The sequence below is a fragment of the Hwangdonia seohaensis genome (assembly GCF_031932625.1).
Classification (GTDB): domain Bacteria; phylum Bacteroidota; class Bacteroidia; order Flavobacteriales; family Flavobacteriaceae; genus Hwangdonia; species Hwangdonia seohaensis.
Genome location: NZ_JAVSCK010000003.1, coordinates 564,235 through 587,985 on the forward strand (window position 1 = coordinate 564,235; position 23,751 = coordinate 587,985).

Here is a 23,751-nt window from a genome sequence, read left to right on the forward strand (position 1 = left end):
TTTATGATTTAATCGAGTAAATGTTTATTCTTTAGGAATTAGGAAACTCTCTACAAATGAATTACCTCGCCATACGCATCAGCAACGGCTTCCATAACCGCCTCACTCATGGTTGGATGCGGGTGTACTGCTTTTAAAACTTCGTGTCCTGTGGTTTCTAGCTTTCTGCCTAAAACTGCTTCAGCAATCATATCGGTAACTCCGGCACCAATCATGTGGCAACCTAACCATTCGCCATATTTGGCATCAAAAATCACTTTAACAAAACCATCTTTTGTTCCGGCAGCACTCGCTTTACCTGAAGCAGAGAACGGGAACTTTCCAACTTTAATATCTAAACCTTTGTCTTTGGCTTGTTTTTCGGTTAACCCAACACTTGCAATTTCCGGTGAGCAATAAGTACAACCCGGAATGTTTCCGTAGTCTAAAGCTTCAACATGTTGCCCAGCAAGTTTTTCTACACATAAAATCCCTTCCGCGGAAGCAACATGTGCCAACGCTTGCCCAGGGGTAACATCGCCAATGGCGTAATACCCGGGAATATTGGTTTGGTAGAAATCGTTTACCAAAATTTTATCCTTATCAACCACAATACCAACATCTTCTAATCCAATATTTTCAATATTCGATTTAATGCCTACGGCAGAAAGAATAATATCGGCCTCAAGAATTTCTTCGCCTTTATTGGTTTTTACGGTAGCCTTAACGCCTTTGCCCGACGTATCTACTTTAGTAACTTCTGACGAAGTCATAATTTTTATACCGCTTTTCTTGAAAGAACGCTCTAATTGTTTCGACACATCTTCGTCTTCAACAGGAACAACATTTGGTAAATATTCTACAATAGTAACATCGGTTCCCATAGAATTGTAGAAATAAGCAAACTCAACACCAATAGCACCCGAACCGACAACAATCATTTTTTTAGGTTGGTTTTTTAGTGTCATCGCTTCTCTGTAACCAATTACCTTTTTACCGTCTTGTGGTAAACTTGGCAATTCGCGAGAACGTGCGCCTGTGGCAATAATAATGTTATCGGCACTGTATTCTTTTCCATCAACATCAATTTTTTTACCTGGTTTTATTTTGCCATAGCCTTCAATAACGTCGATTTTATTTTTTTTCATTAAAAACTGTACACCTTTGCTCATGCCATCGGCTACATTTCGACTTCGTTTTACAACCGCATCAAAATCTTTATCATAGTCTTTAACGGATAACCCATAATCGTCTGCATGTTTAAGATATTCAAAAACTTGAGCAGATTTTAGTAAAGCTTTTGTAGGAATACATCCCCAATTTAAGCATACTCCCCCAAGGTTTTCTTTTTCAACAATAGCCGTTTTAAAACCCAACTGAGAGGCTCTAATGGCAGTAACATAACCACCGGGGCCACTTCCAAGAACTATAATATCGTATTTCATCTGTAAAATTTTAAGTCGTTTTTTGAAGCTACGAATTTACGAAATCGAATTCGAATAAAGAATTTAGAACCCTATAAATTTGCATCTTTAATAGTACCTTTGTGTAGCAAGTATTATTTTATGAACATACCTATTACAAGTTTTTCCAGAATAATTATAATTGGTGGCGGTTTTTCGGGTATAGCCTTAGCCAAAAAATTATCGAAACAAGAAGTGCAAGTGGTGCTGTTGGACAAGAATAATTACCACACCTTTCAACCTTTATTATACCAAGTTTCTACCGGCGGATTGGAACCAGATTCCATTGCATACCCCATTAGAAAAGTATTAAAGAATTTCCCCAATTTTCATTTTAGGTTGGCCAATGTTACCCAAATTGATGATAAAAACAACACCGTTATTACCGATATTGGTAATTTAAAATACGATTATTTGGTAGTGGCATCGGGCTCGACAACCAATTTTTTTGGAAATGCCGAAGTAGAAAAACACAGTATGGCCATGAAAACCATACCGCAGTCTTTGAATTTAAGAAGCTTGATTCTTGAAAATTTTGAAGATGCCTTATTAACGTCCGACTTGAACGAACGCAACGCCTTAATGAATTTTGTAATAGTTGGCGGCGGACCAACGGGCGTTGAACTTGCCGGTGCGCTGGCCGAAATTAAAAAAGGCATCCTCCCAAAAGATTACCCCGATTTGGATACGCGTTCGGTACAAATTAATGTGATACAATCCAGCGATTATATTTTAAAGGGCATGAGCGAAAAAGCCTCGGAAAAAGCCGAAGATTTTCTGGAAAAATTGGGCGTTAACGTTTGGAAAAACATTAGGGTAACCAATTACGATGGCAAAACGGTAACCACAAACACCGATTTGGTTTTCGAAACCGCTACCGTTATTTGGGCTGCTGGCGTAAAGGGCGCGCTTATAAAAGGTTTGGACAGTGCCGATTTTGTAACCCGCAGCAACCGGCTTTTGGTAAACCCATTTAACCAAGTAAAAGGCTATCAGCATATTTTTGCCGTTGGCGACATTGCTTGCATGGTAACCGACGATTTTCCAAACGGATTGCCAATGATGGCGCAACCGGCCATTCAACAAGGTAGGCAGTTGGGCGATAACATGCTGCGATTAATTGAGGGCAAACCCATGCAGCCCTTCATTTATAAAGACAAAGGCACCATGGCAACCATTGGCCGAAACAAAGCCGTGGTCGATTTAGAACGATTCAAATTCCAAGGCATATTTGCGTGGTACATTTGGATGTTCGTGCACTTGTTTTTCCTTATCGGTTTCAGGAATCGCATGGTCGTATTCGTAAACTGGGTCTACAATTATGTACGGTTCGACCGAGAGGCGCGCCTCATAATTAGGCCTTATAAAAAAAAGCATAAAGTTTAAGGTCGCTATTTGGGCGAGTTGCCATAAAAAAGGCAAACAGGCTTTCGGCAGTCGCTTCCTCTTAAGTCGGCGAGCTCCAACAAACCTGTACTGAGTTTGTCGAAGTATGCCTCAATCCTTCTGGCGTGCCTACTTGCAAAAGTGCTTTTTCAGGAATTTAGTTTTTATTTTTTTGGAATTTTTCTTTCCTATAAATCATCCGTAAAATGACGCTTCCCTTTTGTTTTGGCAAACTTTTCTTCATTATATTTTACAGAATTCCCTTTTGGAATAGATAACGATTGCCAATCTTCACCTTTAATAAGTTTCCCTAAAAACACCATTTGCCCGATGTGGTAGGCGTAATGTGTCAATTGCCTATTAATGGCCTCGGTAACGGTGTGCCCCTGGTTTCTTATATAAATAATACGTTCCAAGTCCTCGGTCTTTAAAGGCTTAATGGCATTAAACAAACAGAGCCAACCATTTTCCCAAGCCGCCTTTAAATCTTCAATGGAATTAAACGAATCAACAAACTCTTCATCGCGTTGCCGCCATTCCTTTTCGCCATCTTCGGTTAAAAAATCAGTCCATCTACTCAACATATTTCCAGCCATGTGTTTTACAATTATGGCAATACTGTTCGAGTCTTCGTTACTTTGCCACTGCATGTTTTCAAAAGTGAGTTGGTTAAAGGTTTTGTCACCCAGACTTTTATAATATTCAAACTGTTTAATAATGCTTGTTAAATATGAGGTTTCCATAAGAAGAAAGGTATGTGAAGTCTAAAAAAACAAATTTCAAATTTCGAAAAACATCATTTTGGAATTTAATTTTTTACAATTGGAAGTTTTAAACTTTATTCTTTCGGAATAAACTTTAAAGCCACTCCATTAATACAGTGTCTTTTGCCCGTTGTGTTTTTAGGGCCATCGTTAAAAACATGCCCCAAATGGCCGCCGCAAGTGGCACAATGTTCCTCGGTACGCGTATAGCCTAAATCGTTATCTGTAGAAAACCCGACGTTGCCATTTATTTCCCTATCAAAACTAGGCCAACCCGTACCAGAATCAAACTTATGTTCGCTCTTAAATAAAGGCGTGTTACATGCAACACAATGGTAGGTTCCCTCAGCGTAGTTTTTATTCAACGGACTGGAAAACGGACGCTCTGTACCGGCATTTCGCAACACATAAAATTCCATTTCAGATAATTCGGCTTTCCATTCGCTTTCAGTTTTCGATACTTCAAAGGTTTTGGATACTTTTTCGTTCTGTTTTTGGGCCGAAGAGTTGCAGTTAAAAAGAATTATAAAAGCCAATAAAGGGATTAGGTTATTCATATTCATAGGTGTTTTTTTTATTAAATATGTCGGTAACACGCATTAAACTTAACAAACAAATTGTAAGAAGTTGAGCAAATCAGGTAAACTTAAAGCCAAATGGGTTAATTTAAAATATTAACACAGTTTATTTTTACCATGTTGTGACCAATAATTAAATGTTGTGTCAGAAACAATAAAGGTACAATTTTTGTATTTTTATCAAATATAAAAACCCTATTGAAAAATGAGATTTAAACAAACACTTATATTATTTGGAATGGCACTATTGGTTTTTTCTTGTGCCGAAAACCCATTTACCGGAAAAAGTACATTGGCCATCATGCCAAATTCCCAATTATTCCCAACGGCCTTTGCCCAATACGACCAGTTTTTAAATGAACACAAAGTAGTAAAGGGAACCAAGGATGCCGAAATGATTAAGCGCGTTGGGCAACGAATTGCTGTGGCGGCAGAACGTTGGTTAAACGCGAATGGGCACCAAGGCTATTTAACCGATTATAAATGGGAATATACTTTGGTAGAAGATAAAACCGCAAATGCTTGGTGCATGCCTGGTGGTAAAATTGTGTTTTATACGGGCATATTGCCCATTGCGAAAAGCGAAACCGGGGTCGCTGCCATTATGGGGCACGAAGTAGCTCACGCCTTGGCTAACCATGGGCAACAACGTATGAGTGCAGGTATATTGCAACAAGCGGCTGCTGTAGGGCTTAATGTAGCTTTAAAAGACGACGAAAACTTAGAACTTTACAACCAAGCTTTTGGTATAGGGTCGCAAGTAGGAGTGATGCTTCCTTTTAGTAGAGCCCACGAAACCGAAGCCGATAAAATAGGATTGTATTTAATGGCTATTGCAGGCTATAACCCGGATGAAGGTGCAGAATTATGGGAACGCATGAAAGCCAATAGTGGTGGGCAATCTCCACCGGAAATTTTGAGTACGCACCCGTCAAACGATTCGCGTATTGCAAACTTAAGAGCATTGGCACCACAGGCCAAAGCAGAAGCAAAAAAGTTTGGTGTTACCTCATTTAGATAATAAATATTATCTCTTTTAAAATATTTGATTACTTTAGAAGCTGCTCATAAAAGAGCAGCTTTTTTTATGAATCAACTTAAAAAAGGAAGTAAAAAACTTCTTAATGCATGGGCATTTTACGATTGGGCAAACTCGGTTTACACCCTTACTATTGCATCTTCCATATTTCCTATTTTTTATTCGTCGCTATTTCTTTCGGAAATTAAAAACTTACAAGCTTTTGGAATGGAATTTAAAAGTACCGCTTTAATAACGTTTGTTACGGCATTTACGTTTTTAGTGGTGGCTTTTACGTCGCCAATATTATCCGGAATAGCAGATTATGTTGGAAACAAAAAGAATTTTTTAAAGTTTTTTTGCTACGTGGGAAGCGCAGGTTGCATTGGTTTATATTGGTTCGATATTTCTCCTGATGGCATCCATTTAAGTTTACTATTTTATTTTATGGGACTTATTGGGTATTGGGGAAGCTTGGTGTTTTACAATTCGTATTTACCGGATATAGCCTATGAAGACCAACAAGACGCCATTAGTGCCAAAGGATTTTCAATGGGTTATATTGGGAGCGTGTTATTGCTCCTTGTAAATTTATTTATGGTAATGAGTCAAGATGAAGGCGCCGCCAAAATGCAAATGATGCGCTATTCGTTTGTAACCGTTGGTATTTGGTGGGCATTGTTTAGCCAGTATTCGTTTTACTATTTACCAAAAGGCACATCGTCTGGACATAAAGTAACGCGGGCCATTGTTTTTAATGGTTTGAAAGAGCTAAGGCAAGTTTGGAAACAGCTTAAACAAGATTTACGGTTAAAGCGTTATTTGTATGCTTTTTTTGTGTTTAGTATGGCAGTGCAAACCATTATGTTGGTGGCTGTATATTTTGGTGAAGAAGAAATTGATTGGGGCGGTGATAGCGAAAAAACAATGGGTTTAATTATTAGCATTTTAGTGATACAGATTGTGGCGGTTTTTGGGGCGATACTAACTTCAAGGGCTTCCAATAAATACGGAAATATTAAAACACTTATTGCTGTAAACTGCGTTTGGATGTGCCTGTGTTTCTATGCTTATTTTATGAAATCGCCTATGCAGTTTTATATTGCAGCCTCTATAGTTGGTTTGGTTATGGGTGGTATTCAAGCGTTGGCACGATCAACCTACTCTAAGTTTTTGCCCGAGACCGATGATACCACGTCGTATTTTAGTTTTTATGATGTTGCCGAAAAAATAGGTATCGTTTTCGGAATGGTGATTTTTGCGACTATCGATCAAGTTACCGGTAGCATGCGAAACGCTATTTTGTTTTTGTTTGTCTTCTTTTTATTAGGAATCATTTTATTGTTTAGAGTCCCGAAACACAGAACCGTTGCATCCGATTAATAAAAAAAACACCGTTTTAAAAGTGTTACTTTTTTGTCGTATTAACGATAATCCAAAGCTTGTGGATATTCCAAAATTTAAAAGCTGTCAAAATAAATGTTTGGCAGTCTTTTTGTAATATACAATTTGAAACTATTTTTCGTTAGTATTACATAATCACAAATTCTTAAAAAGATTCTTAAGATGAAACACATATTTATTTTCCTATTATCTTTTATAACGTCATTTGCATTTGCACAAAGCATCAATCAATTTGATGCCAACGGAAAGCGCCATGGTATTTGGAAGAAAACATTTGAAGGTACTGAGGTTTTAAGATACGAAGGCGAATTTTTTCACGGAAAAGAAATAGGATTGTTCAAGTTTTATAAAAACATTAGAAAGAAACCCGTTTTAACCGCCACTAAACAGTTTAATAAAACTGACAATAAGGCTTATGTTACTTTTTTGTCCTCAAAAGGAAAAGTTATTAGTGAAGGGCAAATGGATGGGAAAACCTATATAAGTGAATGGAAATATTATCAAAATCGAAATGATAATTTACTCACTTTAGAGCACTATAACAATGAAGGTGTTTTAGACGGCGAACGCTTTGTGTATTATGAAAACGGACAGGTTGCTGAAAAACAGTTTTATAAAAACGGAAAATTGGATGGGGTATCGGTTTGGTATTCAGAAAACAACATTGTTTTAAAAGAATTTTTTTATGTAAATGGCGAACTGCACGGACCATCAAAATATTATAATTCAAAGGGCGAACTAATAACAGAGGGCCTTTATAAAAACGGAAAGAAACATGGCATATGGAACTACTACGAAAACGGTGAATTAATGGACGAAAAAAACTTCACATATAGTCCTAAGTATATTAAAAACGAGCCATAAAAAAAAGACTACCTTTACGGGCAGCCTCCTCTTTTTCATAGACAAGATCTTCCCTGTCTACAATCTAACAACCAAACTAATCTAATTAAATCCCTGTTTATTAATTTAAAATCGTTTTGGCAATCAACTATAAAGATGATTTCGGTTATTCTATTTATAATTTAATAATAACAGCCTTAATGTCATAAATTGTAAGTACAACTAAAGTTGTTATTGTGCTTTATTTATGCTGTTGTTTTATTTTTTAAAATCAGTTTAACTTTGGCAAAACCACTTTATCGATTACATGTATAACACCGTTAACAGCTTGTACATCGGTAACTACTATATTGCTCACTCTACCATTGGAATCGGTTAATGTAGCGCCACCTGTAACATTAGCGGTAATATCACCTCCTAATGTAGTTACGGTCATATTATCGGTTAAAGTAGATGCAAGCACATTGGCACCAGCAACAGCGTGTAAATCGAGGGTTGCTTTCAGGGTAGGTTCATCTATATCGTCTAAAGATGACACACCTAATTCAGAAAGTAAACTTACAAAAGCATCATTTGTAGGTGCAAACACTGTAAATGGAGCAGGTGCTGTACCATTTGAAGTAGATAAGGTAGTTACATAATCAAACGTTAAATCGCTTCTTGTTAATGCCGAGACCAATATCGAAAAGGTGTCATCTGCTAGTGCGAAATCCACTATGTTTGGTAAACCAATTACATTATCTACTATATGGATAACGCCGTTAGTGGCATCAATATCTGCTGTAACAACATCTGAAACACCATTTAGTTTCACACCCGCATTGGTGTTGATGTATATGCTCAAATTATTATCAGAAGAGGCTTCAGTAGCTAAGGTTTCACCGTAACCTGTTGTTAAATCACCCGATTTTACTTCTCCGGAAATCACATGGTTTAATAATACTTGTTTTAACACATCTACGGGGACGTCATCTAAACTAGCAAAGCCATTATCGGTTAAAAATTTTGAGAATGCCACATTTGAGGGTGCGAATACTGTAAACTGTCCACTACCATTTAACGTAGTTACAAGGTCTGCGCGCTGTAAGGCTGCTACTAAATTACTTAAATCAGGTGTCGCCATTGCTAATTCTGCAATCGTTTCTGGTTGTTTAACCACAATTGGGTCGTCGTCGTCACTACATGAAAATGATAATACCGATATCATTGTGAGTAATAACACTTTTTTTAATGCTGTTAATGCTTTCATTTTTATTAGGTTTTCTATTTTGTTCAACAAATATATAATAAAGTTAAACAAAAATTCAAACTTTGTTGAAGTTTTTTTCAAAAAAAATAAACAAAATATGGTTTATCGATGTTTTCAAATGATTTTTTAAAACTTCTATTTTCTATATTTATCTTATCTTTGTAGCCAATTTTTAATTATGAAACGCGTAATAATAGGACTTTCAGGGGGTGTTGACTCTAGCGTTGCAGCTTATTTATTAAAGCAGCAAGGGTATGAGGTTATTGGCTTGTTTATGAAAAACTGGCATGATGATTCTGTGACTATTTCTAACGAATGTCCTTGGTTAGACGATAGTAACGATGCGATGTTGGTTGCCGAGAGATTAGGAATCCCTTTTCAAACGGTAGATTTAAGCGAACAATACAAAGAGCGCATTGTAGACTACATGTTTAACGAATACGAAAAAGGCAGAACGCCAAACCCCGATGTACTGTGCAACAGGGAGATTAAGTTTGATGTGTTTATGAAGATCGCCTTAGAGCTGGGAGCAGATTATGTTGCTACGGGCCATTATTGCAGAAAAGGAACCATTGAAAAAGATGGTGAAACCATTTACCAATTACTTGCAGGCGTTGATGATAATAAAGACCAATCGTACTTTTTGTGCCAGTTATCGCAAGCGCAATTGGCAAAATCATTGTTCCCTATCGGCGAATTAACCAAGCCGGAAGTTAGGGACATTGCTACGAAATTAGATTTAGTAACTGCCGAGAAAAAGGATTCTCAAGGTTTGTGTTTTATTGGTAAAGTGAAGTTGCCTGATTTTCTACAGCAGCAATTAAAACCAAAAGAAGGTGTGATTGTTGAGGTATCAAAAGAGCAGGAGTTTTTTAATGAGTCTGTACCGGAGTTTCAATCTGAAGAAGACAAACTAAAATTCCTGTCTAAAAAAATTGAATATAAAATAAACGACGGAAAAATTGTTGGCAAGCACCAAGGTGCTCATTATTTCACTAAAGGTCAGCGCAAAGGACTCGCTGTGGGCGGAACCGTTGAGCCTTTATTTGTAATTGATACCGATGTAAGTGAGAACATCATTTATACCGGACAAGGTAAAGAACACCCCGGTTTATACAAAAAAGCCTTGTTTGTTACTAACGAAGAATTGCATTGGGTGCGTGAAGATTTGGCATTAAACGTTGATGAAACCATGCAAGTTCAGGCTCGCATTCGCTACCGCCAATCTTTGCAAAAAGCAACGTTGCACAAAGTGGATAGTGGATTATATGTTGAGTTTGAAGCATTTCAATCGGCCATCACCGAAGGACAGTTTGTAGCTTGGTATTTAAATGACGAACTAATAGGTTCCGGAGTAATTTCGTAACTTACCAAAAAAAAATATAATATGTTAAGGCGATTTTTAATTCTAAGCTTTCTTGCGTTTCAATTTTTCACGTTTGCCCAACAAGAAGATGCTTGGGTATATTTAACAGACAAACCTACCAATATATATCCCGTTAACAATCCTTCTGCATTTCTTATGCAAAAAGCCATTGATAGAAAAGCTAAACACGGGGTAACAATAGATGTTAGAGACGTTCCGGTTAACGAATCATACATTACCACACTTAAAAATGCCACGGGAATTACCGTTATGGCAAAATCCAAATGGTTTAATGCGGTACACGTTAGGGGGACTGAAACCAACATAAATGATTTACTAACAAATCCTGCAACATCATCGTTTGTAGACCGTATTGATTTTGCCGATAAAAGCTTGAACATCACCAAAAATTCTAATGAAAAAGAGGTTCTAAAAACCAAGGATAAATTTACCGTTGAGAATACCTTTGTGAATTTTACTTATGGTAATACCCAAAATCAGGTAGAGATGATTAATGTCGATGATTTGCATGTTGCGGATTATACGGGCTCTGGCGTTACCATTGCAGTATTGGATAGTGGTTTTGAAAATGTTGATACCATGGGGGCTTTTCAGCGATTAAGAGATGCGGGAAACTTAATGGGAGGTTACGATTTTGTAAACCGAAATGCGAATGTATATGCAAGTCCTGGCGACCACGGTACCCAAGTTTTAAGTACCATGGCCGGTTATGTGTTAAATAATTTTGTGGGTACAGCACCAGACGCCACCTATTATTTGTTTAAAACGGAAGATAATAATGATGAAAACCCAGTTGAAGAAAGTTATTGGGTTGAAGCCGCAGAACGGGCAGATAGCTTAGGAGTGGATATAATAAACACGTCTTTGGGTTATAAAGATTTTCCCAATTATCCTAACTATGATTATACAACTGCCGAAATGGATGGGAATACGACCTTTATTACAAAAGGCACTAATATTGCTTTTGAAAAAGGCTTGTTACTGGTTACATCGGCAGGAAACGAAGGTAGTGCAGGAGTTAGCGGTCCAGCAGATTCCGAATATACTTTAACCATTGGTGCCGTAAATTCAGCAGGGGGTTATGCGACGTTTAGTTCTGTTGGAAATGGTTTTCAACCCTCACAAAAACCCGATGTTGTTGCGCAAGGTCAGGCTTCGGCGGTTATAAATTCAAGTAATGTAATTGGTGCAAACAATGGTACATCATTTAGTTCGCCTATATTGGCCGGCGGAATTGCATGTTTAATGCAAGCCTTACCAAATAAAACCAATGCAGAAATCATGCAGGTGGTTCGCGAATCGGGTTCTCAATTTAGCACACCAGATTATCAATTAGGTTACGGTATTCCCGATTTATGGAGTGCGTTCAACGCTTTATCAATTGATGATTTAGAAAATGATAATAATATTTCAATTTATCCAAACCCTTCCAAAGCTGTTGTTTTTGTAAAAATGCCTTCTAACGAAGACAAACTAACCATAATGTTTTTTGATATTTTAGGTAAGCAGGTTTTACAACGTTTTATTAACAGTACAGATAATAAAATCGACATCGCTACCTTATCAAAAGGCATTTATATTATCAATGCGACATCAAAAAACAGCGTAAAATCTTTTAAATTTATAAAGAATTAAATGCCCAATAAAATTACTGAATTATTCCATATTAAATACCCCATTATTCAAGCTGGAATGATTTGGAATAGTGGTTGGCGATTAGCCTCGGCTGCAAGTAATGCTGGTATTTTAGGGCTTATTGGGGCAGGAAGCATGTATCCTGATGTTTTACGCGAACACATCCAAAAATGTAAAAAAGCCACAGATAAACCTTTTGGGGTTAATGTGCCTATGTTGTATCCTAATATTCAGGATATCATGGATATTATTGTTGAGGAGGGTGTTAAAATCGTATTCACTTCTGCAGGAAACCCAAAAACCTGGACCTCGTGGTTACAAGATAGAGGTATTATAGTGGTGCATGTAGTAAGTAGCGTAAAGTTCGCTTTAAAGGCTCAAGATGCCGGTGTGGATGCGGTTGTTGCCGAAGGTTTTGAAGCTGGTGGACATAACGGTAGAGATGAGACCACAACATTAACGCTTATCCCCATGGTTAAAGAACAAATTGACATTCCGTTAATCGCCGCCGGTGGTATTGCCACAGGCAAATCCATGCTTGCCGCAATGGTTTTAGGTGCCGATGCCGTACAGGTTGGCAGTAGGTTTGTAGCTAGCGAGGAAAGTTCGGCACATCAAAACTTTAAACAAGTGGTTGTTGATGCCAAAGAAGGTGATACCCAGTTAACCTTAAAAGAACTCGCGCCTGTTAGATTGATTAAAAACAAGTTTTACAACGATATTCAAGAACTATATAAAACTGCACCAACACCAGAAGAACTAAAACAATTGTTGGGACGAGCCAGGGCAAAACGCGGTATGTTTGAAGGCGATTTGGATGAAGGTGAACTGGAAATTGGTCAAATTTCAGGATTGATTCACGATATAAAACCGGTGGCACAAATTGTTACAGATATGATGAGTGAGTTTGAAACCGCTAAAAAAGAAGTTCCTAAACTGTAAGTTTTCAATTGAATATGTGTGTTTGGCTTATATGACGTAAGAATGACATACGCTTGACGGTATCAATAATACACAACGAAACTACATTTGTTCTAAATAATTTATACTACTAAAATGAAGAACAAAAATTTAGCAAATCGAGTTAAAGCATTAAGAAAAAGAAAAGGGTTTTCTCAAGAAGAGTTAACCGAGAATTCAGGTTTAAGTTTAAGAACCATTCAAAGAATAGAAAATGGCGAAACCGAACCGCGAGGTGATACACTTAAACGGTTGGCAAATGCACTACATGTTACTCCTGATGATTTAATTGATTGGACTGTGCAGGAAGATAATGGTTACTTGCAGGCTCTAAATCTATCTGCTCTTTCTTTTTTGTTTTTTCCATTATTAGGTATAATTATTCCATTGATTATGTGGATTTCTAAAAAAGATAAATTAAAAGATGTAAATGTTTTGGCGAAATCAATTATTAATTTTCAAATAACTTGGATAATAATTTTTTCTGTCGGCTTTATATGTAATGCGTTACTATTGGCTAATAAAATAGATACTACTGGAGTGTTAAGCCCAACAATAATTATTAATAATTTAAGAAATCAGATGATTCTTGTGGTTGTAATGTATTGCTTTAACCTCATAATAATTCTGATTAATTCATATAGAATTCATAAGAAAGTGAATGTTAGGTATTTACCAAAAATTAATTTTTTAAGAACCTAAAATTAATTTTTAAACGGATCAGTGTTAAATTTAATCGTATACAATCTACTCAACCCATTATCGTATTTATTAAACTCGGTTAGTAATTCGTTAAGAGTTAAAGGATTTTTAAAATGCGATTTGGTATTATCTAATTTACTTGTAAAGTAAAGGGTGTTTGTTTTTACATCAACAAATGGGCAATAATCCATTTTTTGGCTATTGATGGTGTCTCCTAAGTTTTTCGCTTTCGTCCAGCCTTCATCAGTGTTATAACTAATATACAAATCGCCACTGCCCAAACCGTCTTTTCGGTTGTAACCACCAAAAATCAAATACGATTCGTCGGGCGCAATAAAAGCATTGTATTCGTAACCTTCAGAATTTATGGTATTTGGTAATGCTTGGGGTTCGGTTAAGTTTCCGTTAATGTTTTTACTTACATAAATATCATCTTTACGTTTTAGCTCGGGGTTATCACGAGTGAAATAAAAGTTTCCGTTTTTGGCTATTGAAGGATAAAACTCCCCATGTTCGGTATTTATCGGGCTTCCCATATTTTTGGGTGAAGACCAATTGCTTTTTAAACCCTGTCGTTCAACATACCAAATGTCAAAATCCTTTGGCTCGTTGCTTGAAGCTTCTATTGGTCTTGTCGATACAAAATAAAGCTTTAACCCATCATGCGAATAAAAAGGTTCTAAATCGAAATACTGTCCAGAAAACGATGCGATTTTTGGATCGTTCCATAAACCATTTATTTTTGAAACGGTAACAATAGCAGATGTGTTCCCCATAACGCTTTGCGCAGAAAACATAATTTCGTTGCCCTTTGGAGCAATGGCAATATCCCTAACATTAGGAAATTGTTTTACAATATGCTCTAAAAATGGCGTAACGTTTTGTTGCGAAAAACTAAAAAATAAATTAAAAGTAAACAGCAGGAATAATAGTCGCTTCATAAAAAAAATAATAGGTATCACAAGATACTAAATGCATGAAATAAAAAATCTAAAAACTATGTTAATGTTAAAATGAAAAAAGAGGCTATCTCTATTTTGAGACAGCCTCTTTTAAAAATTTAGAAACATAAAAGCTTCAGTTTTTTTAAATCCCTATTAAACAAAAGCGAAAATGGTTTCTAATCAAATAGAATAAGCGCTTAACTATGTTGAGGGATTATAAATATACGAATAAATATTTAATAATCAGCTATTTATAGATTTTTTTTATAATGTTTAATGTATGAATTATTAATTTTTCAGAAAATTATATCATAAAGTTTAAAAAGCTAAAGCTAAAGTTTACTTTTGCGGGATGCAATTAAAAGATTATACCAAAGAATTCAAATACAATTGGCAATTGGCGGCTCCGGTTATGTTGGGAATGCTAGGGCATACCTTTGTAAGTTTTGTTGATAATATCATGGTTGGTCAATTGGGAACTGCTGAATTGGCTGCCGTATCTTTAGGTAATAGTTTTATGTTTATTGCTATGTCTTTGGGTATCGGGTTTTCAACGGCTATTACGCCTTTGGTCGCCGAGGCTGATGCCGAAGGGAATTTTAAAAATGGCAAATCATCTTTTAAACACGGGTTGTTTTTATGCACGGTCTTAGGTGTTTTATTGTTTTTGGTGGTGTTTTTTGCAAAACCACTTATGTATTTAATGAAACAGCCTGTTGAGGTTGTCGAACTGGCCATTCCGTATTTGGATTTGGTGGCGTTTTCATTAATTCCGTTAATTGTTTTTCAAGGCTTCAAGCAATTCAGCGATGGATTGTCTATGACCAAATATCCCATGTACGCTACCGTTTTAGCCAATATTATAAATGTATTTTTAAACTATATTTTAATTTTTGGAAAATTCGGTTTTCCCGAAATGGGCATCGTAGGTGCCGCTTACGGCACTTTAATATCACGATTTATTATGGTTTGGTATTTATGGTATTTGTTAAAAGGAAAAGACAAATCGAAAGCTTTTGTAACCAATATTAAGTTTTTTGTGCTCAATAAATTGATGCTTAAAAAAATTATAAACCTTGGAGCACCAAGCGCTATGCAAATGTTTTTTGAAGTCGCCATTTTTACCGCTGCCATTTGGCTAAGTGGATTGCTGGGGAAAAATCCGCAAGCGGCAAATCAAATTGCCCTAAACTTGTCGTCAATGACCTTTATGGTTGCCATGGGTTTAAGTGTTGCATCCATGATTAGGGTGGGCAATCAAAGAGGTTTAAAAAGTTATTTTGAGCTGCGCCGTATTGCGTTTTCATTGTTTTTAATGGGCACCTTGTTTGCCGTTGGTTTTGCTATTGTTTTCTTTGCGTTTCATAACCAATTACCTAAAATATATGTCGATTTTGATGATGCAAAAAATCTGGTTGATAATACCGAAGTGGTTAAAATCGCATCAAAATTATTAATTGCGGCAGCCATTTTTCAAATAAGTGATAGCATCCAAGTTGTGGTTTTAGGCGCATTACGCGGATTGCAAGATGTTAAAATACCAACTGTTATCACCTTTATTTCGTATTGGTTAATTGGTTTTCCCATAAGTTGGTTTTTAGGAAAGGAAGAGGCGTACGGAAGTTTTGGTATTTGGTTAGGATTGCTGGCGGGATTAACAACAGCTGCCATTTTATTGTATATTCGATTTGATTATTTGACAAAAAAATTGATTAAAGTTGAAAGTATTTAAAGTGCGCTTGAGTACTTAAAGTTAAATGAATAAATGATAACTTTGCTTTTTTAAAATAACTTTAGTGCATTTTAGGCACTTATAATTTATAACTTCCATGGCACTTCCAAAATTTATACTTGGCGATAATACAGAATACCCAAATGCTATTTTTGTAATTCATACTGAATTTCCTAGATTTATTATCAATCTTGAAGATGATGAGGTGGAATGGTTTGAGGATTTTGATGTTGAAGACCAAAAGGAATTGGAAAACGAAACCGAAAATGCTATAAAATTAGCGACCGAGTTTTATGATAGCGAAGTGGCAAAATACGAGGAATAGATACCTTGGGGACAGGGAAAGTTTTTTGCCGGTATACAGTCGCAAAAATTAACAATAATGATTGATACACTTTTAGAATACGACACCGAACTTTTTTTGTTTTTAAATAATTTAGGGGCGCAGCCTTGGGACAATTTGTGGTTAATTATCACCAATAAGTTAGCGTCTATACCGCTTTATGCGTTGTTGTTGTTGTTTCTATATAAGAAATTTGGAGCAAAATCATTATTGGTTTTTGTTGTTGTAGTGGCTTTAATGATAACCTTTACCGACCAAATAACCAATGTTTTTAAGCGTACATTCGAACGTCCGCGACCTTGTGGTGAAGCCGATTTAATTGATCAAATGCGATTTATTGCCGTTCGTTGCGGTAAGTATGGTTTTTTCTCAGGACATGCATCAAACTCCATGGCAGTAGCCGTATTTGCAGGATTAATGCTTAAACCTTATTATAAAAACCTTATTTTTATTTTATTGTTTTGGAGTGCTGTTTTGGCGTATAGCAGAATTTACGTTGGCGTACATTACCCGTTGGACCTTTTATGCGGATTAACTTTTGGCGCAATTTCAGGGTTTTTATTCTACAAACTGGCAAAATATCTTTTAAACAGATTTGCACCCCAGAATTAATGCGAAAGGTTTAACAAATAATAAGCCGCTGCGAAAGGCGTGGTTTTATTGTTGTCTATTAAATGCAGTTGTGTAGCCAATTCTTTTTTAATATCCGGACGGTTAAAAAAATCTGATTTTAATTGGTCTTCAATTGTTTGAATGAGCCAAAATTTATTTTGCTCCTTTCTTTTTTTGTTGAAATAATTATTTTGGGTTGTGGTTTCAATATACTCTAAAATGATATTCCAAATATCGTCAATACCTTCGTTTTTCAGCGCACTGCACAACATAACTTTTGGTTTCCAATTTGAGGTTTTTTGAGGATAGAGGTGTAGCGCTCTGTTAAATTCTACCTTGGCGATTTTAGCCTGTTTTAAATTATCGCCATCGGCTTTATTGATAGCAATGGCATCGGCCATTTCAATAATGCCGCGTTTAATGCCTTGCAGTTCGTCGCCAGCACCCGCTAATTTCAATAATAAAAAGAAATCGACCATACTGTGTACGGTGGTTTCGCTTTGCCCTACGCCAACGGTTTCAATAATAATCACATCAAAACCTGCGGCTTCGCATAAAATGATGCTTTCGCGTGTTTTTCTGGCAACGCCACCTAAGGATTTTCCGGAAGCCGACGGACGGATATACGCATTCTCGTCTTTTACCAATTCTTCCATTCGGGTTTTATCGCCCAAAATACTGCCTTTTGTTAGCGAACTACTTGGGTCGATGGCTAATACGGCAACGCGCTTTCCTAATGCGGTCAAGTGTTTTCCGAAGGTTTCGATAAAGGTGCTTTTTCCAACTCCGGGAACGCCGGTAATACCAATTCTAATGGATTTGTTGGCATGCGGTAAACACTGCTTTATAATGCTATTGGCGATGAGGAAGTGGTCGGTATTTTTACTTTCAACCAAAGTAATGGCCCTGCTTAGCGCCGTAATATCATTTTTTAAGATGGCCGCCACTAAGGTTTTTGGGTTTATTTTAGCGTTGCGTTTCTTTTTTATGTTTTTAATAGAGGCAGCGTTGGTGATTTCGGACTGCGAAACACCTTCATTTTCTTTTAAAGCTGATTTTTTTTCTTTTGCCACGAATGCACGAATGTTTGTCTAATTTACAATAATTTTTATTGTATATTTTTTAAGACCGAATACAGGTTACTGCCAACTGAAAACTGCCAACTTATTTTAGCGGTACAGCAACTTTTACATCGTCCCAAGCCATGGTTAAAAATAATTTATCCGTCGAGTTATCGAAAGCTATGGTAAATTGCTCGACGGTAGAGTCTAGTTTTTCAACCGGAATATCCACATTAAGCACATCGTAATTGGGGTCCCAATAAGGTTTCATTTCGTTGGTAACACCCCAAGGGTATTGCTTGGAGTTGAATATTACCGTCCAAACCGAATCTTTGGGCACGGTCCAAAGCGTATATTTGCCTTTTGGTAAAGGCATGCCGTTTACATCGAGGGTTTGATTGGTTTCAAAGGTAGTTGCTTCGTTTGCACCTGTTCGCCACACTTGATTAAAGGGCACCAAAGCACCAAAAATCTCGCGGTCTTTTTTTGATGGCCTGTTGTAAAATACTTCGAGTTCTAAATCGTTTAGTTTGAATTCTACGGTATCTTTAGGGCTTAAACGATTGGAAAAAATATTTTCAACAAAATAAGAATATAAAAATAATCCAAGTGCTACAACAGACAATAGGATTAAAACGCGTTTTAAAAAGGTGTTCATATAGGAGAATTTATTAAGGGATAAAGATACTTTAAAAAGTAATAATTAATAAAGTTGAAACGTACATTTATTTGGTTTGTTGTGTGGTTGATTTTTTTAGTGAAGACTAACGGCATTTGACCAATGTATATTGAATTTTTAACGGCTATTTACCGCTACCTTGGCGGATAAGCCCGCGTTAGGGATAGTAGCGGCATCCTTTTATTTGGTGACTGAGGTTCTCGAAGTTACCAAATAAAAGATATAGCGGATAGCCCGACCCGCAGGGAACGTCCAAAAACATATCATTCTAAAAAAAAAACAATCTTTTTTGCAACACGTTACTTTTTTAATCGTCTTTTATAATGACTAACTTAATCCCATGTGATGTGGGTTGGAACCAAAAGTAGAATTAGCATGCTTAAAGTTGACATTATTGAACAATGTAAACAAAACAACAGGAAAGCACAATTGCAGTTATACAACCAGTACTGCGACGGGATGTATATTGTTGCCAACCGTTTTTTAAAGAATGCTAATGATGCCGAAGATGTGGTGCAGGAGGCCTTTATTAAAGCGTTTACCAAATTGCACCAATACAAGGCGGAAGTTACTTTTGGGGCCTGGTTAAAACGTATTGTTGTTAATAAGAGCATTGATTTCTTAAAGTCCAAAAAACAAAAACTTGTGGCCTTGGACGAGGTGCACCTAAAAGTGGTTGATGCCGATAATGACGACAAATGGTTGGTAGACGATGCCACTACATTAAACGATGTAAAAAGGGCTATTGATAATTTACCGGATAAATACCAATATGTGGTGATGCTGTATTTGATTGAGGGCTACGACCATCAGGAAATATCGGAGATTTTAAATATTACCGAAGTCGCATCGCGCACCCAATTGTTTAGAGGTAAAGCAAAATTACAAGAACTGTTAACACTTAAAAAAAATGGCACGAGATATTAGGGAATTATTTAAAGAGGATGAGGCTTTGAACGAAAAGATGCCAAAAAACCATCAGGATAGATTTCTTGAAAAGTTGGATAAAGCATTGCCAAAACGACGAAAACCCCTGTTTTACGGGATGCGAATAGCCGCTAGTTTGGTGGTGCTTTTAGGGTTGAGCTTTGTGGCGTATCAATACTTTCAACCCGATGGACCTATTGAAGTAGCAACCACAAATGCCGCTGAAATTAAAACATTGGGCGATGTGTCTCCCGGGTTAAAAAAGGTTGAAGATTATTATTTGGCAAGCATCAATTTAGAGTTGTCTAAAATGAAATATACGCCAGATACCAAAGCGGTTTTTGATGGTTATTTATTGCAGTTGGATGAATTGGATAAAGAATACCAACGCCTATCAATAGAATTAACCGAGTCCGGACCCAGCGAGTTAACGGTAAATGCATTAATCGATAATTTAAAATTCCGTTTAAATCTGTTGCATCGTTTGCGGTCGCAATTAAATGAATTACAAACTTCTGATGATAATTTTGAAGACACAAAACAAGCCGTCTAATCATCTTAAAAAAATCAAAAAAATGAACAGTACAATTATAAAAATCAAACAATTTGCTTTAGTGTTTTTTATTTCGAGCAGTTTATTGGCTCAACAAAAACTAACCAAAGTATCGCAATCCATTAAAGTAGATAAAGACGTTACCATCGATTTAAACACAAGCCATTGCAATATTGTATTCGATACCTGGAACAAAGGCACAGTGGAAATTGAAGCCTTTATTGAAAGCGACGATTTAAGCAAAGAAGAATTAGAAGCCGTTTTAAAAGACTGGGACGTAAATGTTGCGGGTTCGCAAGGGCAGGTTTCAATAAAAACCAGAGGGCATTCATCATCCCTTTGGGCATATAGCAGCGATGAAGATAATGAGGCTGTACACGCCGTATTAAAAGAGTTGAAGTTTGAATTGGCAGATATGCCCGATTTCGATTTCCACTTTGATATGTCCGATATGCCAGAATTACCCGAATTGCCGGAATTACCAAAAATGCCAAAAATGCCAGAGTTGCCCGAATTGCCAGAGGGCGTAAATAAAATTTATTTCGATTATAATGCCTATAAAAAAGATGGCGAAAAGTATATGGAAGAATACACCAAAAATTTCGAAAAAAAGTTTGGTAAGGATTACGAGGAGAAAATGAAAGCTTGGGGCGAGAAATTCGGAAAGGAATGGGGCGAAAAATACGCCGAACAAATGGAAGAATGGGCAGAAAAGTTTGAAGGCAAATGGGACAATGAAGCCTATGCCGAAAAAATGGAAGCTTGGGGCAAGCGTTTTGCAGAACGCATGAAAGCACAAACAGAACGCGTTGAAGCTCATAAAGAGCGAACCGAAGCACAGGCAAAAGCGCATAAAGAACGGGCCGAACAACTTGCCAAAGCCCATAAAGAACGGGCAGAAGTACATAAAAAGCACGCCAAAGAACGCAAAAAACTATCAGACGAGCGTCGCGTTTTAATCGAACGCTTGGTTAACAAAAAGTCTAACTCAAAAGTTAAAAAAACCATCCGTATCAAAATGCCAAAAGGCGCTAAATTAAAAGTAAACGTTAGGCATGGCGAAATAGAATTCGCCTCAAACATCGACAATTTAAAAGCAGATCTATCGCATACCAAATTTACAGCACATAGCATTAATGGGAGTTCTACTTCCATTAATGCTTCCTATTCGCCAGTTTACGTTACGCATTGGAATTTGGGAGAACTCAATTTAAAATACGTTGAACATGCCGAGTTAAACAATGTAAGACAGCTGGTATTAAGCGCCAATTCTTCAAATATCGAAATACAAAACCTATTGGGCAGCGCCATAATCGATGGCAGCATTGGCAACCTGAAAATCTTAAAAATCGACGATGCTTTTAACAATCTAAACCTTATTCTTCAAAACAGCGATGCCGTAATAACGCTGCCAAAAACAGGCCATAATTTGCAGTACAAAGGCACACGCACACGCTTTAAGCACCCCGAAAAACCTACCGATAATAACCTCTCTTCGTTTACAACCAATAACACCGAAACCAACAAAACCATTGTGGTTAATGCCAAGTACAGCAATGTGGTGATGCAGTAGTGTTTTCTTCCTTAGTTTCAGAAATTCTTATTTTATTTTTTTTGGCGTTACCCCACTTGCTCGCTGAGGCTCCCGAAGCGGGGTCGGGCTTTCCAATACAATCTTTTTGCTCGTGCCTCACAAAAAGGATTTCCATTTCAATCCCTAACGCACATATTTGCTGGCTTATATGTTAAACCCGAAAAGTCTTTTGTTTTTTGGAGTGGTTTGGATAACGGGTTTTGTACATAATTTCGTTGTGTATTTTAGCAACCAAATTAGAAAATACAACAGGGCATGTAAGGCACTTTTTGATAGGATCGTAGCTAAGAAAAAGAGCGCAAAACTAGCGTTGATAGCGGTAACTAACTAGTTGTAGAAACAAGCTTTTGCCATTTCAAAAAGCGGATTGCCCTATGATGAGAATTTTGTTTCTAAATTAGCTTAAAATTGCTTGTTTTTTAACTTAGTTATTTGTTAGCTGTCTGTGTTGTTTGATATTGTAACTAGTCGTTGAACAAGAGCTCTGTATTCTTTTGGTGTTTTCTTATCATGTATTCCTAAATGACCATCAAAATTGCCTCGAATCTTATTTAAAATTGACGTTTTTCTTGTAATAACAAATGAGCCACCTAAATATCTTTGGACCTTATTTTTCACTTTGGTTTGCGACATTGAATAATCTCCATCTTCAGTTAAAAAGAGAGCTTCTCTTATTTGATTTTTGTTGTCGATATCCAAAGGTGACACATCATTTAATTGCAATAAAAAATAACTAAAATCTAAATTGCCCATTGATTCAAAAATTAACCTTTTTGGGTTCACAACATAATAATCATTTATTATTAAGCAATCTTTCTCTTTCGCGTAATCAATTTTATAAATATCAATTCCACCATGTTCAGGTAAAAAGGAATAGTTCAATTGATCATATTCTTTTGATATTAACTGCAAAATGTCATGAGTTTCCTTTGGGTTTGTCCATGATGAACTCTCAGGAATTGAAATAGGGAAAATTCTAGTTAGACAATGTTCCCATTCATAATTATTTCTTTTTTCCAATACTGAACTAGTATTGTACCAATCACTAAGTCTTGAATAAAAATCTAAAGCACTTGGTCTATTCAATGGGTTATTATCGGTTGAATCTTTTATTAAACTTTCTAATAAAATAAGAGATTCATATCTCCATTCTCCAAATGTTCCAAAATGGTCATTGATTTTTAAATCGACAAAATTCTCAATAGAAATAGAACTTTTTTCAACATACTGACCTTCGAAACCTTGTTTTTGTTTAGTGATTAATATCCATAAGGTTTTAGCAAAAGAGTATATGTCTGCTTTTTTAAATTGAGCTGCAGATGATATTCGTTTCATTTCAGGTGCTATTGTCCAAACAGCTCCAATTCTTTCGGTTAAGCTAGAAACTTTTTCTTTTTTTGGAAAATGAGCTAATCCAAAATCAGAAAAGACAGGTTGGTCATTAACCACTAAGATGTTTTCTGGCTTAATATCTCGATGTGTAATATCCAATTCATGCAACTGAACTAATGTTTCAGCCAATTTTAATATGATGCTGTAGAATTGCTCATATCTTTTTCCCCATAAATAGTCTTCTAATCGAGTTGCCAATGGCATTAAATAATAGGCGATTTCTCCTTTATTTAGTTTTTTGGGTAAGTTATATTCTATAATTTTTATTACACCTCTAACATCATCTAATTGATTTATGATCTCAATTTCGTCTCTAAATCTTTTGTATGCTTTATTGTTTTTTACTCGAGTTAGAACTTTAACTGCAAAAACTTCTCCTTGTGTATTTTCTACACGATAAACTTTTCCGTTTCCTCCTCGTCCTATTTGTTCTTTATCATCCCATTTTAATGTCATTTGTGTAGTTTTCGTTTTTAGAGAACATTGCAGCTAACGGCTACGTGTAAGAATCCGTTGCGTAAATTTAGAGAAAATTATGGAAAAAAG

At 36.4% G+C, this 23,751-nt stretch carries 22 protein-coding genes and 1 pseudogene; 15 read left to right on the forward strand and 8 right to left on the reverse strand.

All coding sequences use genetic code 11. The annotated features are described in order from the left end of the window. Positions 1 to 50: 50 nt before the first annotated feature. A complete protein-coding gene (lpdA, locus tag RNZ47_RS11540) occupies positions 51 to 1,424 on the reverse strand; it encodes a dihydrolipoyl dehydrogenase (protein ID WP_311940115.1) in 1,374 nt (457 codons plus the stop codon). Positions 1,425 to 1,544: 120 nt separating this feature from the next. Between lpdA and RNZ47_RS11545 the strand changes: the two genes are divergently transcribed. Next, positions 1,545 to 2,828: an NAD(P)/FAD-dependent oxidoreductase gene (locus tag RNZ47_RS11545; protein ID WP_311940117.1), complete on the forward strand. Its 1,284-nt coding sequence runs from the start codon at positions 1,545 to 1,547 to the stop codon at positions 2,826 to 2,828. 188 nt (positions 2,829 to 3,016) lie between these two features. Here the strand turns inward: RNZ47_RS11545 and RNZ47_RS11550 are convergent, their stop codons facing one another. Together RNZ47_RS11550 and msrB are read right to left on the reverse strand one after the other, a co-directional pair. Continuing rightward, on the reverse strand, positions 3,017 to 3,571 hold the full coding sequence (locus RNZ47_RS11550; RefSeq protein ID WP_311940119.1) for a DUF1572 family protein: 555 nt from the start codon (positions 3,569 to 3,571) through the stop codon (positions 3,017 to 3,019). Between the two features lie 95 nt (positions 3,572 to 3,666). After that, positions 3,667 to 4,149 (reverse strand): peptide-methionine (R)-S-oxide reductase MsrB, encoded by a 483-nt coding sequence (gene msrB, locus RNZ47_RS11555; protein ID WP_311940121.1) that lies wholly within the window; start codon positions 4,147 to 4,149, stop codon positions 3,667 to 3,669. A 226-nt stretch (positions 4,150 to 4,375) separates the two neighbouring features. On the opposite strand from msrB, the gene RNZ47_RS11560 reads away from it, so the two are divergent. The 3 genes from RNZ47_RS11560 (at position 4,376) to RNZ47_RS11570 (ending at position 7,456) form a co-directional block, all read left to right on the forward strand. After that, complete coding sequence (locus RNZ47_RS11560) at positions 4,376 to 5,191, forward strand: M48 family metallopeptidase (protein WP_311940122.1); 816 nt, start codon at positions 4,376 to 4,378, stop codon at positions 5,189 to 5,191. 66 nt (positions 5,192 to 5,257) lie between these two features. Further along, positions 5,258 to 6,571 (forward strand): MFS transporter, encoded by a 1,314-nt coding sequence (locus RNZ47_RS11565; RefSeq protein ID WP_311940124.1) that lies wholly within the window; start codon positions 5,258 to 5,260, stop codon positions 6,569 to 6,571. A gap of 183 nt (positions 6,572 to 6,754) precedes the next feature. Continuing rightward, positions 6,755 to 7,456 carry a toxin-antitoxin system YwqK family antitoxin gene (locus RNZ47_RS11570; protein ID WP_311940126.1) on the forward strand — a complete coding sequence of 234 codons (702 nt, stop codon included), beginning with the start codon at positions 6,755 to 6,757 and terminating at the stop codon, positions 7,454 to 7,456. 250 nt (positions 7,457 to 7,706) lie between these two features. Here RNZ47_RS11570 and RNZ47_RS11575 read toward each other — a convergent pair whose 3' ends face one another. Beyond that, positions 7,707 to 8,684 (reverse strand): fasciclin domain-containing protein, encoded by a 978-nt coding sequence (locus tag RNZ47_RS11575; protein WP_311940128.1) that lies wholly within the window; start codon positions 8,682 to 8,684, stop codon positions 7,707 to 7,709. A 178-nt stretch (positions 8,685 to 8,862) separates the two neighbouring features. Here RNZ47_RS11575 and mnmA point away from each other — a divergent pair, with 178 nt between their 5' ends. The 4 genes from mnmA to RNZ47_RS11595 all read left to right on the forward strand — a co-directional run bounded on the left by mnmA (position 8,863) and on the right by RNZ47_RS11595 (position 13,368). Continuing rightward, positions 8,863 to 10,050, forward strand: a complete 1,188-nt coding sequence (gene mnmA / locus RNZ47_RS11580; RefSeq protein ID WP_311940130.1) for a tRNA 2-thiouridine(34) synthase MnmA — start codon at positions 8,863 to 8,865, stop codon at positions 10,048 to 10,050. Positions 10,051 to 10,071: 21 nt separating this feature from the next. After that, positions 10,072 to 11,706 (forward strand): S8 family serine peptidase, encoded by a 1,635-nt coding sequence (locus RNZ47_RS11585; protein WP_311940132.1) that lies wholly within the window; start codon positions 10,072 to 10,074, stop codon positions 11,704 to 11,706. Next, complete coding sequence (locus RNZ47_RS11590; protein WP_311940134.1) at positions 11,707 to 12,648, forward strand: NAD(P)H-dependent flavin oxidoreductase; 942 nt, start codon at positions 11,707 to 11,709, stop codon at positions 12,646 to 12,648. A gap of 114 nt (positions 12,649 to 12,762) precedes the next feature. Further along, on the forward strand, positions 12,763 to 13,368 hold the full coding sequence (locus RNZ47_RS11595) for a magnetosome magnetite crystal formation protein family (RefSeq protein WP_311940137.1): 606 nt from the start codon (positions 12,763 to 12,765) through the stop codon (positions 13,366 to 13,368). Between the two features lie 2 nt (positions 13,369 to 13,370). On the opposite strand, the gene RNZ47_RS11600 is transcribed toward RNZ47_RS11595, so the two are convergent. Further along, the gene (locus tag RNZ47_RS11600; RefSeq protein WP_311940139.1) at positions 13,371 to 14,309 is read right to left on the reverse strand and encodes a TolB-like translocation protein; all 939 of its coding nucleotides are present in this window, start codon (positions 14,307 to 14,309) and stop codon (positions 13,371 to 13,373) included. Between the two features lie 355 nt (positions 14,310 to 14,664). Here RNZ47_RS11600 and RNZ47_RS11605 point away from each other — a divergent pair, with 355 nt between their 5' ends. From RNZ47_RS11605 to RNZ47_RS11615, 3 genes are all read left to right on the forward strand, one after another. Beyond that, the gene (locus RNZ47_RS11605; RefSeq protein WP_311940141.1) at positions 14,665 to 16,044 is read left to right on the forward strand and encodes an MATE family efflux transporter; all 1,380 of its coding nucleotides are present in this window, start codon (positions 14,665 to 14,667) and stop codon (positions 16,042 to 16,044) included. A 97-nt stretch (positions 16,045 to 16,141) separates the two neighbouring features. After that, positions 16,142 to 16,369 carry a DUF8828 family protein gene (locus RNZ47_RS11610; RefSeq protein WP_311940143.1) on the forward strand — a complete coding sequence of 76 codons (228 nt, stop codon included), beginning with the start codon at positions 16,142 to 16,144 and terminating at the stop codon, positions 16,367 to 16,369. A gap of 57 nt (positions 16,370 to 16,426) precedes the next feature. Next, positions 16,427 to 16,999, forward strand: a complete 573-nt coding sequence (locus RNZ47_RS11615) for a phosphatase PAP2 family protein (protein ID WP_311940145.1) — start codon at positions 16,427 to 16,429, stop codon at positions 16,997 to 16,999. Here the strand turns inward: RNZ47_RS11615 and meaB are convergent. Then, positions 16,996 to 18,072, reverse strand: coding sequence for a methylmalonyl Co-A mutase-associated GTPase MeaB (gene meaB, locus RNZ47_RS11620; RefSeq protein WP_311940147.1), 1,077 nt, complete (start codon positions 18,070 to 18,072; stop codon positions 16,996 to 16,998). The genes RNZ47_RS11615 and meaB overlap by 4 nt on opposite strands. A gap of 91 nt (positions 18,073 to 18,163) precedes the next feature. Then, on the reverse strand, positions 18,164 to 18,718 hold the full coding sequence (locus tag RNZ47_RS11625) for a DUF2911 domain-containing protein (RefSeq protein ID WP_311940149.1): 555 nt from the start codon (positions 18,716 to 18,718) through the stop codon (positions 18,164 to 18,166). A gap of 396 nt (positions 18,719 to 19,114) precedes the next feature. Between RNZ47_RS11625 and RNZ47_RS11630 the strand changes: the two genes are divergently transcribed. The 4 genes and pseudogenes from RNZ47_RS11630 to RNZ47_RS16275 form a co-directional block, all read left to right on the forward strand. Then, complete coding sequence (locus tag RNZ47_RS11630; RefSeq protein WP_311940151.1) at positions 19,115 to 19,666, forward strand: RNA polymerase sigma factor; 552 nt, start codon at positions 19,115 to 19,117, stop codon at positions 19,664 to 19,666. After that, a complete protein-coding gene (locus RNZ47_RS11635) occupies positions 19,650 to 20,219 on the forward strand; it encodes a hypothetical protein (protein WP_311940153.1) in 570 nt (189 codons plus the stop codon). The genes RNZ47_RS11630 and RNZ47_RS11635 overlap by 17 nt, the downstream gene beginning before the upstream one ends. Before the next feature lie 22 nt (positions 20,220 to 20,241). Beyond that, entirely contained in the window at positions 20,242 to 21,792 is a 1,551-nt protein-coding gene (locus tag RNZ47_RS11640; RefSeq protein WP_311940154.1) for a hypothetical protein, read from the forward strand. Between the two features lie 262 nt (positions 21,793 to 22,054). After that, a pseudogene (locus RNZ47_RS16275) lies at positions 22,055 to 22,219 on the forward strand (IS110 family transposase); the annotation flags it as partial. A 29-nt stretch (positions 22,220 to 22,248) separates the two neighbouring features. Here RNZ47_RS16275 and RNZ47_RS11650 read toward each other — a convergent pair. Further along, positions 22,249 to 23,661, reverse strand: a complete 1,413-nt coding sequence (locus RNZ47_RS11650) for a protein kinase domain-containing protein (protein ID WP_311940156.1) — start codon at positions 23,659 to 23,661, stop codon at positions 22,249 to 22,251. Between the last annotated feature and the right edge of the window lie 90 nt (positions 23,662 to 23,751).